We start from the raw sequence: 14,983 nt of genomic DNA on the forward strand, positions 1-14,983 counted from the left end.
TCGACTCACGTCCCGGAGACAGCATCGTGTGCAGCGAGACGAGCATCATCAGTCGAGCAGCTCCGCCTCGATGACGTCGTCACCGGACTCCTCCGGAGGTGTCGGCCCACTGCTCGTCAGCACCAGCTGCGACCCGTCGACCGCGACATCCACCCGCACCACGTCGCCGTCGTGCACACCACCCGAGAGCAGCGCCATTGCCAACCGGTCCTGGATCTCGGACTGGATCAAGCGCCGCAGCGGCCGCGCCCCGAACAGCGGATCGTACCCGCGCTCGGCGAGCCACGCCCGCGCATCCGGCGTCACCGCCAGCGTCAACCGGCGAGCGTGCAGCCTCCGCTGCAGCGCATCGACCGCCAGCTCCACGATCTGCGCGAGATCCGACTCTGTCAGTGGCGTGAACATCACGACGTCGTCGAGACGGTTCAGGAACTCCGGCCGGAACGCCTGCCGAACCATGGCCATGACCTGGTCGCGCTTGCGCTCGTCCGTCAGCGTCGGATCGATCAGCACCGGCGACCCGATGTTGCTCGTCAGGATCAGGATCGTGTTCGTGAAATCGACCGTCCGGCCCTGACCGTCGGTCAACCGGCCGTCATCGAGCACCTGCAGCAGCACATCGAACACCTCGGGGTGCGCCTTCTCGACCTCGTCGAGCAACACCACCGAGTACGGCCGGCGCCGCACCGCCTCGGTCAGCTGACCACCCTGCTCGTACCCGACGTACCCCGGCGGGGCTCCGACGAGTCGCGCGACAGCGTGCTTCTCGCCGTACTCGCTCATGTCGATGCGCACCATCGCGCGCTCGTCGTCGAACAGGAACTCCGCGAGCGCCTTGGCGAGCTCGGTCTTGCCGACGCCCGTCGGCCCCAGGAACAGGAACGACCCCGTCGGCCGATTCGGGTCGCTGATCCCCGCCCGCGATCGGCGCACGGCATCCGCCACCGTCTTCACGGCCGGCTTCTGTCCGATCAACCGCTTTCCGAGCTCCGACTCGAGGTGCACCAGTCGGGCGCTCTCGCTCTGGAGCAGACGTCCGACCGGGATGCCGGTCCACGCCGCGATGACCTCCGCGATGTCCTCGTCGGTCACCCGGTCGCCCACCATGCGCTCGGCGCCGTCGCCCGCCGCGCCCTCGGCACGCTCCGCCTCGGCGAGCTTGCGCTCGAGCGCAGGGATCTCCGCGTACAGCAACCGCGACGCACGCTCAAGGTCGCCCTCGCGCTGCGCGCGCTCCGCCTCGACGCGCAACGCATCGAGCCGGGTCTTGTAGTCGCCGACCGCGTTCAGCGACGCGCGCTCACGCTCCCACCGCGCCTGCAGTTCGTCGAGCTCCTGCTGCACCTTCACGAGTTGGTCGCGGAGCGCCGCGAGACGCTCCTTCGACGCGTCGTCCTTCTCCTTCTTCAGCGCCAGCTCCTCGAGCTTCAGCCTGTCCGCGTGCCGGCGCAGCTCGTCGATCTCGAGCGGCGCCGAGTCGATCTCCATACGCAGCCGCGACGCCGCCTCATCGATGAGGTCGATCGCCTTGTCCGGAAGCTGTCGCGCCGGGATGTACCGGTGCGACAGAGCCGCCGCCGCCACGAGGGCGCCATCCGAGATCGCCACCTTATGGTGCGCCTCGTACCGCTCCTTCAGTCCGCGGAGGATCGCGATCGTGTCCTCGACGCTCGGCTCGCCGACGTACACCTGCTGGAAGCGCCGCTCCAAAGCGGCATCCTTCTCGATGAACTCGCGGTACTCGTCGAGGGTCGTCGCACCGATCAGGCGCAGCTCACCGCGCGCGAGCATGGGCTTCAGCATGTTGGATGCCGCGACAGAGCCCTCGCCGCCGCCGGCACCCATGAGGGTGTGCAGCTCGTCGATGAAGGTGATCACCCGACCCTCGGACTCGGTGATCTCCTTCAGCACGCTCTTCAGCCGCTCCTCGAACTGCCCGCGGTACATCGCCCCGGCCACGAGCGCGGAGATGTCGAGCGCGATGAGCTCCTTGCCCTTCAGCGACTCGGCGACGTCGCCCGCGACGATGCGCTGCGCGAGCCCTTCGACCACCGCGGTCTTGCCGACGCCCGGCTCACCGATGAGCACCGGGTTGTTCTTCGTGCGGCGTGTGAGCACCTGACTGACGCGGCGGATCTCGCCGTCGCGGCCGATGACGGGGTCGAGCTTGCCCTGCCGCGCACGGTCGGTGAGGTTGATGCCGAACTGCTCGAGGGCGCTGCCCTGCTCCCCCTGCCCGGGGGCCGGTTGTGCGTTCATCATCTGCTCCTGAAGGATCGAGAGAAACTTGAGTCCGTCTGGCTCAACTTTATCACGACGCCAGATCGGCGGCGCAGGCGAAGCGGGACCGATACGCCGTCGGCGTCGTCCCCAGCACCCGCGAGAAGTTCTGCCGCAGCACCGCCGCAGAACCGAACCCGCACTCGTACGCGATCGCGTCGAGCCCGAGGTCGGTCTGCTCGAGCAGACGCTGCGCGTGCAGGATCCGCTGCCGGCCGAGCCACGCACCCGGTGTCGTGCCGTAGTCGGCCTTGAACCGCCGCGCGAACGTCCGTGGCGACATGTGCGCCTTCGCCGCGAGTTGATCGACCGACAGGTCCCGCCGCAGGTTCTCCAGCATCCAGTCCGTCACCGGTGTGAGCGACAGCGACGTCGACACGGGCAGCGGTGCCGCGATGAACTGCGCCTGCCCGCCGTCCCGCTGCGGCGGCACGACCATCCGGCGCGCGATCGTGTTGGCCGCCTCCGCCCCGAGCTCGATCCGCAGCAGGTGGAGGCACGCGTCGAGTCCCGCCGCCGTTCCCGCGCTCGTGATGATCCGATCAGACTGCACGTACAGCACGTTCGCGTCGACCTCGATGTCGGGGTACATGCTCGCCATCGTCTCGGCGTACCGCCAATGCGTCGTCGCGCGGCGACCGGACAGAACTCCGGATGCCGCGACCGCGAACGCCCCGCTGCACACCGTCAGCACCCAGGCCCCCCGCCCGACCGCCCGGCGGATGACGTCGATCACGCGCGGGTCGACGTTCGCCCACGCCTCTCGCGGAATCGGCGTGATGACGACGACGTCCGCCTCGTCGGCGAAGGCCAGACCCTCCGCGACGTTGATCGAGAACGCCAGGTTGCTCGGAACCGCACCGGGGTCGGGCGCCACGATGCGGAAGTCGAAGTTCGGGATGCCGTCGTCGCTGCGATCGAGCCCGAACGCCTCACAGGCGAGGCCGAACTCGAACGGGGCGAAACCGGGCTGCACGACGCAGGCGACGGTGCGGATCATGGACGACCTCCGGGAGACGTGAACCAGCGCAGGACGCACGCTGGCAGGATTCCTACGAACGGTGACGATACGGCCACTCGTGGCAGGATCAGGCCAAGCATAGCCTTCCTGCCATGATCGCCGCACTCCTCCTCATCCTGCTTCTGCTCATCGTCGTCGCCGGCGCCGTGATCGGCACACTCCACCTCGTCGCCGTCGACGGATACCGCCGCGAGCCCTCTCGCACCGACCGCGCCCGGTGCCCCTGACGCCCCTTCCCCGCGTCGGCGGACCGCCCTAGACTCGGGGCCCCGCGAGAGGACCCCATGACCGAGCCCGTTCCGCCGTACACACCGCAGCCCTACCCCTACCCGCCGTCGACCGCCGCCCCGTCCGCCAGGAACCTGGCCCTCGTCGCCCTGATCGTCGCCGCCGTGCCGGTCCTCCTGCAGGGCGTGTGGCCGGGGATCCAGATCCAGCTCTACCGCGCGATCTACGACCCCGCCGCGATCGGACTGGTGAACGCCGTCTTCTCCCTGTTCATGTCAGCCGTCTCGGTCGCCGCCCTGGTCATGGGCATCATCGCGGCGCGGCGGGATGCCGGGGCTCGACTCCTCGGCGGCATCGCGATCGGCATCGCCGGATCGACCCTTGTCGGTATCGTCCTCAGCCTCGCGTCCTCGACGATCGGCGGCCGATTCTTCTGACCGTCGGCCGGACACCGCGTGGCCGATAGCCTGAGCCCATGGAATTCGGATTCGCTGCCGTCGTCGTCGGGATCGTCGCTGCAAGCCTCCTCATCGCGCGCCGACGCGCGCGCCTCGACCGAGGCGTCACCGATGAAGAGGGCCACGGTGCCGCCGCTCGGCGCAGCGCCGACTCCGAGGCACGCATGGCGAAGGCGACGGCGACCTACGTCGACAACCGCAACAACGCGGGCGGAGCGGGCGGCGTCTGACCCGGCTCAGCGCCGCGTGAGGTCCATCGCCGCTGCCAGCAGGATCTGCGCCGACCGGGCCCAGTCAAACGAGCGGATGTGGGCGGTCCCCGCCTCGACCAGAGCGTCCCGCACTCCCGGTTCGTCGAGCGAACGCACCGCGTCGGCCACAGCCGTCGGATCGAGCGGGTCGACGTACAGCGCGCCGTCGCCGGCGACCTCGCGGAAGATCTCCATGTCGGTCACGACGGCGGGCACCCCGAGTTCGAGAGCCTCCGCGACCGGCAGGCCGTAGCCCTCATCGAGACTCGTCGTCACGAGAGCGGCGTCATCGGCCAGGAGCGTCGCGTAGGCGGCATCCGTCACGCCGTCGTGGAAGACGACCGACGCTCCCGCCGCCAGGGACGTCAGTTCGGCGCGCCGCTCGGGCGAGATACGCGACAGCAGGTGCAGGGTGTGGTCGGGCAGCTGCCGCATCGCGGTGACGAGCGTCTCGACGTTCTTGTACGGCATGAACGAGCCCATGTACACGAGGTTCCGCACGGGACCCGCGCCGACGGCGGTGCCCTGCGGCAGCAGCTCGGCGAGTCGCTGCGGCGCGTTGGGGATCACGACGACCGGACGTTTCGTGAGCCGCACGCGCGCGAACTGCCGAGCGCTCGTCTCGCTGACCGTCGCGACGAGGTCGGCCGCGTTCAGCGTCCACCGCTGCGGCCAGTACGACAGGTGGAACAGCCGCCATCCGAGACGCACGTACCAGGGCAGTGCGCGCGGCGGCGTCCGGTGGCGGTAGTAGATCGTGTCGTGCAGCGTCAGGATGAGGCGGAACCGACGTCCCGCCGAGCCGATCGTCTGCATCGGCGAGAACAGCACGTCGGGTCGGTGCCGGTTCAGCAGCAGCGACGAGAACGGTTCCTTCACCGACGTCGGCGCGTGGATCTTCAGGGTGATCGCATCGGCCGGGAGGAAGGCCCGCTGCCGCTCGTCGTGGATCAGGTAGGTGACCTCGGTCCGGTGGGCGGACGCGGCATCCGACACCGCCTGTGCGAGCTCGGCCGAGTAGCGACTGATGCCGTCGTGGAAGTCCGTGCGGATGTAGCGCGCGTCGAAGAACAGCCGCATGTCAGCCGTCGAGCGGTTCGCCGCGGTAGAGCTTCTCGAACGTGTCGAGCGTGCGCTCGATGTCGTGGATCTCGACACCGTCGAGCGAGGCCTGCTGCATCCGCGAGTAGTCGGCCTGGTCGGCGGTGAGCACGGTGCGGATCTTCTCGGCGAGCTCGTCCGAGTTGCCCGGCTCGAACAGGTAGCCGTTCTCGCCGTCGTGCACGAGGTGCGGCAGCGCGACGGCGTTCGCGGCGATGACCGGCAGACCCGAGGCCATGGCCTCCATCGTCGCGATCGACTGCAGCTCGGCCACCGATGCGATGACGAAGACGTCGGCACGGGTGTAGGCCGCGCGGAGCTCTTCCTCCGAGACCCGCCCGAGGAAGGTGACCCGGTCGGCGAGGCCGAGACGCTCGGTCACCTGTCCGAGGCTCTTGCGCTGGTCGCCGCCGCCGACGATCTCGAACTCGAGGTTCAGGTCGGGCAGCTTCGCGATCGCCTCGAGCGTGACCTCGACGTGCTTCTCGGTCGTGAGTCGTCCGACGAACAGCACCCGGCGACGGTTCTCGCGCGGCTCGAGGTTCGGCGTGTAGTTGCTCTTGCGGATGCCGCAGCTGATCGGGACGACCCCATGGATGTCGATCGTGTTCTCGAGGAACTCCGCCGCCTTGCGGGTGGGCGTCGTGACGGCGCGCGACATCTTGAAGGTGCGCTCCGCGTCGGCCCACGCGAGCTTGAGGAAGATGTCGTACAGGAACTTCGGCAGCAGCGTGAAGTCGAGGATGTTGTCGGCCATGATGTGGTTCGTCGCCACGACCGGGATGCCGCGCTGGTTCGCGATGCGCGTCAGCGCGCGGCCAATCACGATGTGCGACTGGCTGTGGACGACATCGACGTCGACCTGGTCGAGGAGTCGGCGCGCGTAGTGCTTGCCCATCCACGGCAGGACGAAGCGCAGCCAGTCGTGCGGCCGATAGCGCCACCCGGGCAGACGGTGGACCGTGAGCGGCTGCCCCTCGATCACCTCGGTGAAGACGCCGTGGTTGCGGTGCCCGACGCTCGGCGTGGCGACGTGCACGTGGTGGCCGCGCTCGGCGAGGCCGGCGGCGAGACGCTCGGTGAAGCGGGCTCCTCCGTTGACGTCGGGCGCGAACGTGTCGGCCGCGATCACGATGGTGAGGGGTCCGCGCTCGGGAGCGGGACCGTCCGGGGGCGTCATGGTCACGGGGTACGGGCCAATCTGTGCGTCGGAGGCGAGGGGCTCTCGCCGGTGGGGCGCAGGGATGTGCGGGGCGCCGGGGCTCGATTCTAGCCCGCGAGCCGTTTCGGGCCCGCTGGGAGGTCGGCGCGCCCCGGGCTCAGGACCGTCGAAGGCGACCCCCCTACGCTTGTCGGCATGACCCGCATCTCCGCCCAGGCCGACCCCGCGCAGTGGGTTCCGATCACCGGCTCGTTCGGGTTCCGCGGACGCCGCGCCCGCAAGAAGGCGATCGGGATGCTGCTCGCCCAGGCGAACGCCGCCTTCGGTCGCGAGCAGCCCGGCAGCAAGGTCGCCGCGTGGGCGATGAGCCAGGCGATCCCCGCGCTGATGCGCCGCGCCGACGGACGCCTGCTGGCCTGGGTGTGGAAGGACGACCCCGAGCTCCTCGTCGCGATGGCTCAGGTGCAGGAGCTCACGCCGCAGCTGCGGACCATGCGCGCGAGCATGCCCATCGAGTACGACGACACCGTCTCGTTCACCGGTTCCCCATTGGGCGTCGGCGAGAAGCTCGAGATGCCCCTGCCGCCGAACCCGCGTCAGACGCCGTTCGCCTCGTACACCTGGGACACCGGCACCCACCTCGTCACCCTCACCGCCGTCATCTCCGACCGCGAGCGGTTCGGCACCGTCATCCCCGCCGTCGACGCGCTCGCGCGCTCGCTCCGCCTCGTGACCGACCTGACCGTCGGCGAGGGCCCCGGCACCCTCCGCATCGACCCCGCCTGACCCCCGGCATCCGCTCGGCCGTCGTCAAGCCGTCGCAGATGGTCACTTTCGCCGCCGCTGCCCGACCATGTGCGACGTCTCGGCGCGCCAGCCCCGCGCGACCAGGGTGCTGCGCACGCGTTCCAGGATGGCTCGACGGGCGGGACCGCGATGCGAGCGGTTCACGCGGATGACGCGCCAGCCGGCGGCGGCGAGGTCGTCGAGGCGTTCGACGTCGCGCGCATACTGGCGGTCGTCGAGGCGGTGCTGCTGCCCGTCGTACTCGAGGACGACCTTCGTGGGCGCATGGACGAGGTCGCCGTATGCCAGGAACCGGCCGTGCGCATCCCGGATCTCGGCGTTCACCTCGAAGAGCGGCAGTCCCGCTTCTCGCGCGTCCAGTCGAAGGAATGTCTCGGCGACGGAATCCGTGCGGGGCTCTACAAGCGCGAGCGCACGTCGCAGTCGACGCACGCCGCGCGCCCCGTCCCGACCGCCGACTTCCGCCTCGAGAGCATCGACGGTGAGCACGGGATCATGCCGACGGAGAAGAGAGTCCGCCGCGACCACGAGTTCACGGTCGGTGAGAAGGGATGCCGTTTGGCACCACGCGGCGGCCGGCTCGGCCACCGGCATCCCGCCGACGAACCGGACGCGTGCCTCCTGCGATTGGTGCCCACGCACGCCCGCCCCCCGAGCGCGCACGGTCGGCGGGATCGCGGTCACGTCGAGAACGGCTCGGAGTCGGTCAGGAGCCCAACCACCCGCGAGCACGAGCGCCGTCGCGTGGGAGAAGTACTCTCGTGCCCGCAGCTTGGGCAGGTACCCGCACGCGAGCGCCACCACGTCGCTCGCCTGCTCGCGCGAGCGGACGCCGTAGAACGGTGCGGCCAACGACGGATGCCGCAAGCGACGGCGTGTGACACCGGCGTCGAGCGCGTGCCCCACCAGGAAGCGGTCGGGCAGCTCCGGGGGAAGGACGCTCGGCATCCGACAACGATCCCGCTATCTCCGCTGTCGCCGACCCCGAACCCGCAGCCCTGTGTACGGCCCTCGCGCGGCGCACCTTCTGGAGAAGCCTCGAGACGTCGCAGTTAGCCGCTTTCTCCCCCGCCGGGCGACCATCTGCGACCTCTCGGCGGCGTCGCGCCGACGCGTCGCCGCGTCAGTCGGTCGGGGGATGCGGGCGGTAGAGCACCACGTCGGTCGCGCGGCGCACGCGCGTGCCCTGGCGGAGCGTGACGACCGAGCCGGTCGCGCCGGCGGCGAACACGCGGGCGCCGCGGCGGGCGGCGACCTCGTCGCGCAGGCGGCCCTGCAGTCCCGAGACCTCGCGGCGCAGCATCCGCACCTGGTTCTCGAGGTCGATGATGCGCGAGATGGCCGGCAGGCTCACGCCGTCGGCCGACATCTGCGCCACCTCGCGCAGCTGCGCGACGTGCCGGAGGGAGTACCGGCGCGACCCACCACGGGTGCGCGCCGGTACCACGAGTCCCAGCCGGTCGTACTGACGCAGCGTCTGCGGGTGCATGCCGGCGAGCTCAGCGGCCACCGCGATCGCCAGGATCGGGGCGTCTTCGTCGACCTGCTCGTTCGCCATGCGTCTCACCTCACTCGCGCGCCTTGGCCATCAGGTCGGCGCGGGGATTCTCCTTGGGTTCCAGCTCGTGGAAGCGCTCCAGCGCTTCGCGCGCGGCGGCATCGAGGTGCGTGGGGACCGCGACCTGGACCTCGGCGAGCAGGTCGCCGGTGCCCTTCGCCGTCTGCACCCCGCGGCCCTTCACGCGCAGCACGCGCCCCGACGGGGTCCCCGGCGCGACGCGCAGCTTGACACTGTCGCCGCCGAGCGTCGGGACCTCGATGGTCGCACCCAGCGCCGCCTCCGTGAACGTGACGGGGACATGGATGCGGAGGTTCAGCCCTTCCCGCGTGAAGACGGGATGCGGGCGCACGCCGACCGTGAGGACGATGTCGCCCGCCTCCCCGCCGTCCGGCGAGGGACGGCCGCGACCGCGGAGCTTGATCTTCTGCCCGTCTGAGACCCCCGCGGGGATCTTGACCTTGATGGGCTTGCCGTCGTCGCCCTGGAGCGTGATGGTGTCGCCCTTCACGGCGGTCGTGAAGTCGAGCGTCGTGCGGGCGGTGACGTCGGCCCCGCGCTGCGGTCCGCCGAAGCCGCGGAAACCGCCGCTCGACTGCCCGAACCGACCGGAGCCGAAGCGTCCGCCGCTCTGCTGCCCGAACATCGCGAAGAGGTCGTCGAAGTCGGCCTGCTGGCCGCCCGCGCCACCCGGCTGGAACCGGCTGAACACGTCCTCGAACCCGCCGCTCGCCCCGGGCTGGAAGCGGGCGCTTCCGGACCCCATGGCGCGCAGCTGGTCGTACTCGGCTCGTTGCTCCTTGTCGCTGAGCACCGAGTACGCCTCGCTGACCTCTTTGAACTTCGCCTCGGCCGCGGGGTCCCCCGCGTTCGAGTCGGGGTGGTAGGTGCGCGCCAGCTTGCGGTACGTCTTCTTCAGGTCGGCATCGGAGACGTCCTTCGACACCCCGAGCACCTTGTAGAAGTCCTTGTCGAACCAATCCTGACTGGCCATCAGCGCGCCTCCTTACTCGGCCGGAACGGCGACCACGACCTTCGCCGGACGCAGCTCGAGGTCACCGAGGCGGTAACCGACCTCTACGACCTCGAGGATCGTCGGCTCGGTCGTGCCGGGTGTGGGCGCCTGGAAGATCGCCTCGTGCTGCTGCGGGTCGAACGCGTCGCCCGCAGCGCCGTAGCGCTCCACTCCCAGGCGGGCGACGACCGCCCGCATCTTCTCGGCGATCGCGGCCAGCGCGCTGCCCTCGGCGAGGTCGCCGTGCTTCTCGGCACGATCGAGATCATCGAGCACGGGGAGCATCCCCTTGGCGACGGCGCCCTTGGCGCGCGCGAGCTCCACCTCGCGCTGCTCCTCGGTGCGGCGACGGTAGTTGGCGTACTCCGCCTGCACGCGCTTGAGGTCGAGGAGCAGGTCGTGCTCCTCCTCCGGCGCGTCCGCGACGGCGGCCTCGTCGGACTGGGCCGCGCCGAGGATGTCGTCGACCGTGAGCGCTTCCGGCTCCGTGTCGGCATCCTCGGCGGGCCGGGCCGACTCCTCGGCCGGGGTCGCGGCGACGTCGTCGCCCTCGTCCGGCTTCTCGAAGTCCTTGTCCGCCATGCTTACTTCTTCTCGTCCTCGTCGTCGACGACCTCGGCGTCCACGACGTCCTCATCGGAGGATGCCGGCTGCTCGCCGGCCGGAGCATCGGTCGGCGCCTGGGCGGCGTCGGCCTGGCTCGCGGCGTAGATCGCCTCGCCGATCTTGGTCTGCGACGCGTTGAGCTTGTCGTAGGCGTCCTTGACGGTGTCGTCGTTGTCGCCCGCGAGCGCCGTCTTGAGCGCGTCGACGTCGGCCTGGACCTCGGTCTTCACGTCCTCGGGCAGCTTGTCGGCGTTCTCGGTGAGGAGCTTCTCGATCGAGTACGAGAGCGTCTCGGCCTGGTTGCGGACCTCGGCGGCCTCGCGGCGCTTCTTGTCCTCGGCCGCGTGCTCCTCGGCCTCGCGCACCATGCGCTCGATGTCGTCCTTCGGCAGCGACGAGCCGCCGGTGATCGTCATCGACTGCTCCTTGCCGGTGCCCTTGTCCTTGGCGGACACGTGGACGATGCCGTTCGCGTCGATGTCGAAGGTGACCTCGATCTGGGGGATGCCGCGGGGTGCCGGCGCGATGCCGGTGAGCTCGAACGTGCCGAGCGGCTTGTTGTCGCGGGTGAAGTCGCGCTCACCCTGGAAGACCTGGATCGCGACCGACGGCTGGTTGTCGTCGGCGGTCGTGAAGGTCTCGCTGCGCTTGGTCGGGATGGCCGTGTTGCGCTCGATGAGCTTGGTCATGATGCCGCCCTTGGTCTCGATGCCGAGGCTCAGGGGGGTGACATCGATGAGCAGCACGTCCTTGCGCTCACCCTTGAGGACGCCGGCCTGCAGGGCGGCGCCGACGGCGACGACCTCGTCCGGGTTGACGCCCTTGTTGGGCTCCTTGCCTGCTTCCTTCTTCACCAGTTCGCTCACGGCGGGCATACGCGTCGACCCACCGACGAGCACGACGTGGTCGATGTCGGCGACCTTGATGCCGGCTTCGCGGATGACGTCCTCGAAGGGCTTCTTGGTGCGGTCGAGCAGGTCCTTGGTGAGGTCCTCGAACTTCGCGCGGCTCAGCGTCTCGGACAGCGAGACGGGGCCGGACTCGGTCAGCGAGAGGTAGGGCAGGTTGATCGAGGCCGACTGCGAGCTCGAGAGCTCCTTCTTGGCCTGCTCGGCTGCTTCCTTCAGACGCTGCAGGGCGATCTTGTCGCTCGAGACGTCGACACCGCTCGTGTCCTTGAACTGCTTGATCAGGTACTCGACGATGCGCTGGTCCCAGTCGTCGCCGCCGAGGCGGTTGTCACCGGCCGTCGAGCGCACCTGAATGGTCGAGAAGTCGTCGTCCTTGCCCACCTCGAGGAGGGAGACGTCGAAGGTTCCGCCACCGAGGTCGAAGACGAGGATGAGCTCGTCCTCCTTGCCCTTGTCGAGACCGTATGCGAGGGCTGCGGCGGTGGGCTCGTTGATGATGCGGAGCACGTTGAGGCCCGCGATCTCGCCGGCCTCCTTCGTGGCCTGACGCTCGGCGTCGTTGAAGTAGGCGGGGACGGTGATGACGGCATCCGTCACCGTGTCGCCCAGGTACTGCTCGGCGTCGCGCTTGAGCTTCTGGAGGATGCGGGCCGAGATCTCCTGCGGCGTGTAGTTCTTGCCGTCGATCGCCTGGGTCTTCCAGTCGGTGCCCATGTGGCGCTTGACGGAGGTCAGGGTGCGGTCGACGTTCGTGACGGCCTGGCGCTTGGCGGTCTCGCCGACGAGCACCTCGCCGTCCTTCGTGAATGCGACGACCGAGGGGGTCGTGCGCAGACCCTCGGCGTTGGCGATAACCTTCGGCTCGCCACCTTCGAGGACGGCGACGACCGAGTTGGTCGTTCCGAGGTCGATTCCCACTGCACGTGCCATGTGATTCTCCTTCGTGTGGCGTTTGCGTAGATCTGAAGTCTTTCCGCGGTCCTGGCCACAACCTGAGCCGCGATGACTCAACGCTACTCCGACACCTCGCGAGCGTCAAACCAACTTGAGCCGACTCATATCAAGTTTGCAGACTTCGGCGCCACCCCGGTCGATCGTTAGCGTGGACGGATGCCGATCCGCCTGACGTCCCTCGATCCCACCGGCGCCGACCGCGAGGCGCTGATCTCGTTCATGACGTCGCAGTCGTTCCCGTTCCACGTGCGGACCGATCCCACGGCGGCGCAGATCGCCGCGGCGATCGACGACGGCGCGTACGCCGACGAGGATCACGCGTCGTTCTGGATCGACTCCGACGAGCACGGCCGTATCGGCTTCTTCCGGCTCGAAGACCTCAGCGACGACGCTCCCCTGTTCGACCTGCGACTGGACGCGGCGCACCGCGGCCACGGGCTCGCGGCGGACGTTCTGCGGGCGGCGACCGACCACGTCTTCACGACGATGCCCGAGGTCAACCGATTCGAAGGGCAGACGCGGGAGGACAACATCGCGATGCGGCGGGTGTTCGTCCGCTGCGGCTGGGTGCAGGAGGCCTACTACCGCGAGGGCTGGCCCGCAGACGACGGGCGACTGCTGGCATCCGTCGCCTACAGCATCCTGCGCCGCGACTGGCGCGACGGCACCGTCACACCCGTGGTCTGGGACGTTCCCGGCGCCGACTGAGCGTCGGACTCAGCGCCCGCCGAAGAACTTGGCGAGTCGTCCGAGCAGTCCGCCGCCGGCGGGCTTCGGCTTCGCGACGAAGACCGAACGCCCCTCGGCCGCGCTGACGCGCAGCAGTCCCATGAGGCTGAAGGTCGTCAGCAGGCGCCGCGCCTCGCGGGCGTCGAGATCGGCAACGCGCGAGAACTCGTCCTCGGTGAGGGCCGCCTGACCGAGCAGCGAGATCGCGCGCAGGTGGTGCGGCTGATGCGGCAGCGTGGTCAGGTTCGGCCAGCGGTGCAGGCGGTAGCGGTCGCCCGCCCGCATCCAGGGCGCAGCGGATGCCTCGAACGACGCGTGAGCGACGGCCCACAGCAGCGGGTCGAGGTCGCGCCCGGGCTCTGCGGCCAGGTGCGCCTCGCGGTCGACGTCGAGGATCGTCATCGACGTGACGCGACCCGGCACGTCGGCGAGCGGGTGGTCCCACCAGTACGCGTGCTGCGCGACGTCGAGCACGAGGGGCGGCAGGTCTCCCGCGCGCACCTCGATGAGGTCGTTCTCGCCGGCTTCGATCGCGGTCTTCAGGCGCAGGGCCAGGCGCGACCAGTCGATGTCGTCGGCGACGCCTTCGGGCATGGCGCCGAGCCCGGCGGCGGCCTCTTCGAGGGTCGTCGCGCGCCGGACGGGTGAGTCGGGGAGGGATGCCGGCCACGGCCCGCGGGTCGGCCCGCCGATCGTGGGCGCCGCGGGCTCCGCGGCGTAGGGCGCGGCGGCGGGCTGCTCGACCACGGGCGCCGCGGCCGGCGCCGAGACGTGCACCTCGCGCTGCACACCCGCACGGGCGGCGGGGTCGACGGCCGTCGGAGTCCCGGCATCCGTGTCGGAGGTGTAGCCGGTCCAGCCGGAGCCGTCCCACCAGCGGTAGGCGGCGATCCCCAGTGGGTCTGGGCGCCATTCGGCCGCGGTCTGCGCGTCAGTGGTCATCTCGTCTCCTCGTGTGGGCCGGTGCGACGGGTCAGGCGGTGCGGCGGCGGACCCGGTGCAGGATCCGCCGCCGCGGTCGATCACAGCTCGAGCTGCTTCTCGACCTCGCGGGTCGACAGACGGGCGAGGGCGAGGTTGCCGCGCGCCTTGTCGAGGGCGATGTAGATGAAGACCTCGGGCGCCGCGGCCAGCGGACGGATGATGTGGTACTGCGACGACAGCGTGATGAGGATGTCGTCGATTGACTCGTTCAGGCCGAGGGCCGCGATCGTCTTGAGCTTGGCGCGGACGACCTCGGTGTTGCCGGCAGCGGCGAGCTCGAGGTCCAGGCCGGTGCCCAGGGTGCCGAGGGCCATGCCCGAGCCGGAGTCGACGAGCGCGACGCCGATGGCGCCGTCGATCGTCATGAGCTTCGCGAGGGAGTCGTGGATGTTTGCCATGTCGTGTCCTTTGTCAGATGGCGTTCGGGTGGTCTGTCGGCGTTCCCGCCGGGTCGCGCCCGCCGTGCGGCGCGGGGTGAGTCGCAGAGAAGGCATCACCCGGTGCGGGGCAGGCTGCGACCGAGATCGGATGCCGCGCGCCGGGCGAGGGCGAGGGCGTGGCCGAGCGTCTCGCCCGAGCCGAAGAGGGCGGCCAGGACGAGCGTGCTGCCCTCGACGCGCACCTGCACGATGTGACCGGCGTCGCTGAAGACGAGCACGGACGAGGCGCCGCCGAGACGGAGCTCTCGCACGGCGGCCTCGCCGAGGGCCTGCAGCGAGCTCGCGATGCTGGCGAATCGGCCGCCGTTCTGCGCGACGGCGCCGTGCTGCGAGGCGACCTCGAAGCCGTCGTCGGTGAGCACGCTCGCGTAGGTGAGGGAGGTGCTGTGGGCGGCGAAGGCGCCGAGGACGTCGGTCGCGAGTGCGATGACGTCGGCGTCCTGGTGCAGGGCGGTGCTCATGGGGGGTCGTCCTCGCG

General features: G+C 70.0%; 17 protein-coding genes. 5 read left to right on the forward strand and 12 right to left on the reverse strand.

The features are described 5' to 3' along the window. Positions 1-48 precede the first annotated feature (48 nt). Together BLP38_RS10890 and BLP38_RS10895 are read right to left on the reverse strand one after the other, a co-directional pair. Positions 49-2,259 carry an ATP-dependent Clp protease ATP-binding subunit gene (locus BLP38_RS10890; protein ID WP_442922926.1) on the reverse strand — a complete coding sequence of 737 codons (2,211 nt, stop codon included), beginning with the start codon at positions 2,257-2,259 and terminating at the stop codon, positions 49-51. Positions 2,260-2,311: 52 nt separating this feature from the next. Continuing rightward, positions 2,312-3,280, reverse strand: a complete 969-nt coding sequence (locus tag BLP38_RS10895) for a GlxA family transcriptional regulator (protein ID WP_091357312.1) — start codon at positions 3,278-3,280, stop codon at positions 2,312-2,314. A gap of 113 nt (positions 3,281-3,393) precedes the next feature. Here BLP38_RS10895 and BLP38_RS14435 point away from each other — a divergent pair, with 113 nt between their 5' ends. From BLP38_RS14435 to BLP38_RS10905, 3 genes are read left to right on the forward strand one after another with little or no spacing between them, the layout of a single operon-like run. Next, positions 3,394-3,528: a hypothetical protein gene (locus BLP38_RS14435; protein ID WP_269457015.1), complete on the forward strand. Its 135-nt coding sequence runs from the start codon at positions 3,394-3,396 to the stop codon at positions 3,526-3,528. Positions 3,529-3,585: 57 nt separating this feature from the next. Further along, the gene (locus tag BLP38_RS10900; RefSeq protein ID WP_091357315.1) at positions 3,586-3,966 is read left to right on the forward strand and encodes a hypothetical protein; all 381 of its coding nucleotides are present in this window, start codon (positions 3,586-3,588) and stop codon (positions 3,964-3,966) included. Between the two features lie 38 nt (positions 3,967-4,004). Next, positions 4,005-4,217 carry a hypothetical protein gene (locus BLP38_RS10905; protein ID WP_091357317.1) on the forward strand — a complete coding sequence of 71 codons (213 nt, stop codon included), beginning with the start codon at positions 4,005-4,007 and terminating at the stop codon, positions 4,215-4,217. A gap of 6 nt (positions 4,218-4,223) precedes the next feature. Here BLP38_RS10905 and BLP38_RS10910 read toward each other — a convergent pair whose 3' ends face one another. Together BLP38_RS10910 and BLP38_RS10915 are read right to left on the reverse strand one after the other, a co-directional pair. Further along, positions 4,224-5,318: a glycosyltransferase family 4 protein gene (locus BLP38_RS10910; protein ID WP_091357320.1), complete on the reverse strand. Its 1,095-nt coding sequence runs from the start codon at positions 5,316-5,318 to the stop codon at positions 4,224-4,226. Position 5,319: 1 nt separating this feature from the next. Then, on the reverse strand, positions 5,320-6,519 hold the full coding sequence (locus tag BLP38_RS10915) for a glycosyltransferase (protein ID WP_091357322.1): 1,200 nt from the start codon (positions 6,517-6,519) through the stop codon (positions 5,320-5,322). Between the two features lie 177 nt (positions 6,520-6,696). Here BLP38_RS10915 and BLP38_RS10920 point away from each other — a divergent pair, with 177 nt between their 5' ends. Continuing rightward, positions 6,697-7,287 carry a hypothetical protein gene (locus BLP38_RS10920; RefSeq protein ID WP_091357325.1) on the forward strand — a complete coding sequence of 197 codons (591 nt, stop codon included), beginning with the start codon at positions 6,697-6,699 and terminating at the stop codon, positions 7,285-7,287. A 42-nt stretch (positions 7,288-7,329) separates the two neighbouring features. Here BLP38_RS10920 and BLP38_RS10925 read toward each other — a convergent pair whose 3' ends face one another. The 5 genes from BLP38_RS10925 to dnaK form a co-directional block, all read right to left on the reverse strand. Beyond that, positions 7,330-8,256 (reverse strand): DUF559 domain-containing protein, encoded by a 927-nt coding sequence (locus BLP38_RS10925; RefSeq protein ID WP_091357328.1) that lies wholly within the window; start codon positions 8,254-8,256, stop codon positions 7,330-7,332. Between the two features lie 175 nt (positions 8,257-8,431). Then, entirely contained in the window at positions 8,432-8,866 is a 435-nt protein-coding gene (locus tag BLP38_RS10930; protein ID WP_091357331.1) for a heat shock protein transcriptional repressor HspR, read from the reverse strand. 10 nt (positions 8,867-8,876) lie between these two features. After that, a complete protein-coding gene (locus BLP38_RS10935; RefSeq protein ID WP_091357334.1) occupies positions 8,877-9,860 on the reverse strand; it encodes a DnaJ C-terminal domain-containing protein in 984 nt (327 codons plus the stop codon). A gap of 12 nt (positions 9,861-9,872) precedes the next feature. Further along, positions 9,873-10,463 carry a nucleotide exchange factor GrpE gene (locus BLP38_RS10940; protein WP_091357337.1) on the reverse strand — a complete coding sequence of 197 codons (591 nt, stop codon included), beginning with the start codon at positions 10,461-10,463 and terminating at the stop codon, positions 9,873-9,875. A 2-nt stretch (positions 10,464-10,465) separates the two neighbouring features. Beyond that, complete coding sequence (dnaK, locus tag BLP38_RS10945) at positions 10,466-12,328, reverse strand: molecular chaperone DnaK (protein ID WP_091357339.1); 1,863 nt, start codon at positions 12,326-12,328, stop codon at positions 10,466-10,468. Between the two features lie 180 nt (positions 12,329-12,508). Here dnaK and BLP38_RS10950 point away from each other — a divergent pair, with 180 nt between their 5' ends. Further along, positions 12,509-13,060, forward strand: coding sequence for a GNAT family N-acetyltransferase (locus tag BLP38_RS10950; RefSeq protein WP_091357341.1), 552 nt, complete (start codon positions 12,509-12,511; stop codon positions 13,058-13,060). Positions 13,061-13,069: 9 nt separating this feature from the next. On the opposite strand, the gene BLP38_RS10955 is transcribed toward BLP38_RS10950, so the two are convergent. The 3 genes from BLP38_RS10955 to BLP38_RS10965 form a co-directional block, all read right to left on the reverse strand. Next, positions 13,070-14,023: a DUF2510 domain-containing protein gene (locus BLP38_RS10955; protein ID WP_091357343.1), complete on the reverse strand. Its 954-nt coding sequence runs from the start codon at positions 14,021-14,023 to the stop codon at positions 13,070-13,072. 80 nt (positions 14,024-14,103) lie between these two features. Beyond that, positions 14,104-14,463 (reverse strand): hypothetical protein, encoded by a 360-nt coding sequence (locus BLP38_RS10960; RefSeq protein ID WP_091357345.1) that lies wholly within the window; start codon positions 14,461-14,463, stop codon positions 14,104-14,106. A gap of 95 nt (positions 14,464-14,558) precedes the next feature. Beyond that, positions 14,559-14,966, reverse strand: coding sequence for a roadblock/LC7 domain-containing protein (locus BLP38_RS10965; protein WP_091357347.1), 408 nt, complete (start codon positions 14,964-14,966; stop codon positions 14,559-14,561). Positions 14,967-14,983 lie beyond the last annotated feature (17 nt).

It is taken from the genome of Microbacterium sp. LKL04 (assembly GCF_900102005.1).
Classification (GTDB): domain Bacteria; phylum Actinomycetota; class Actinomycetes; order Actinomycetales; family Microbacteriaceae; genus Microbacterium.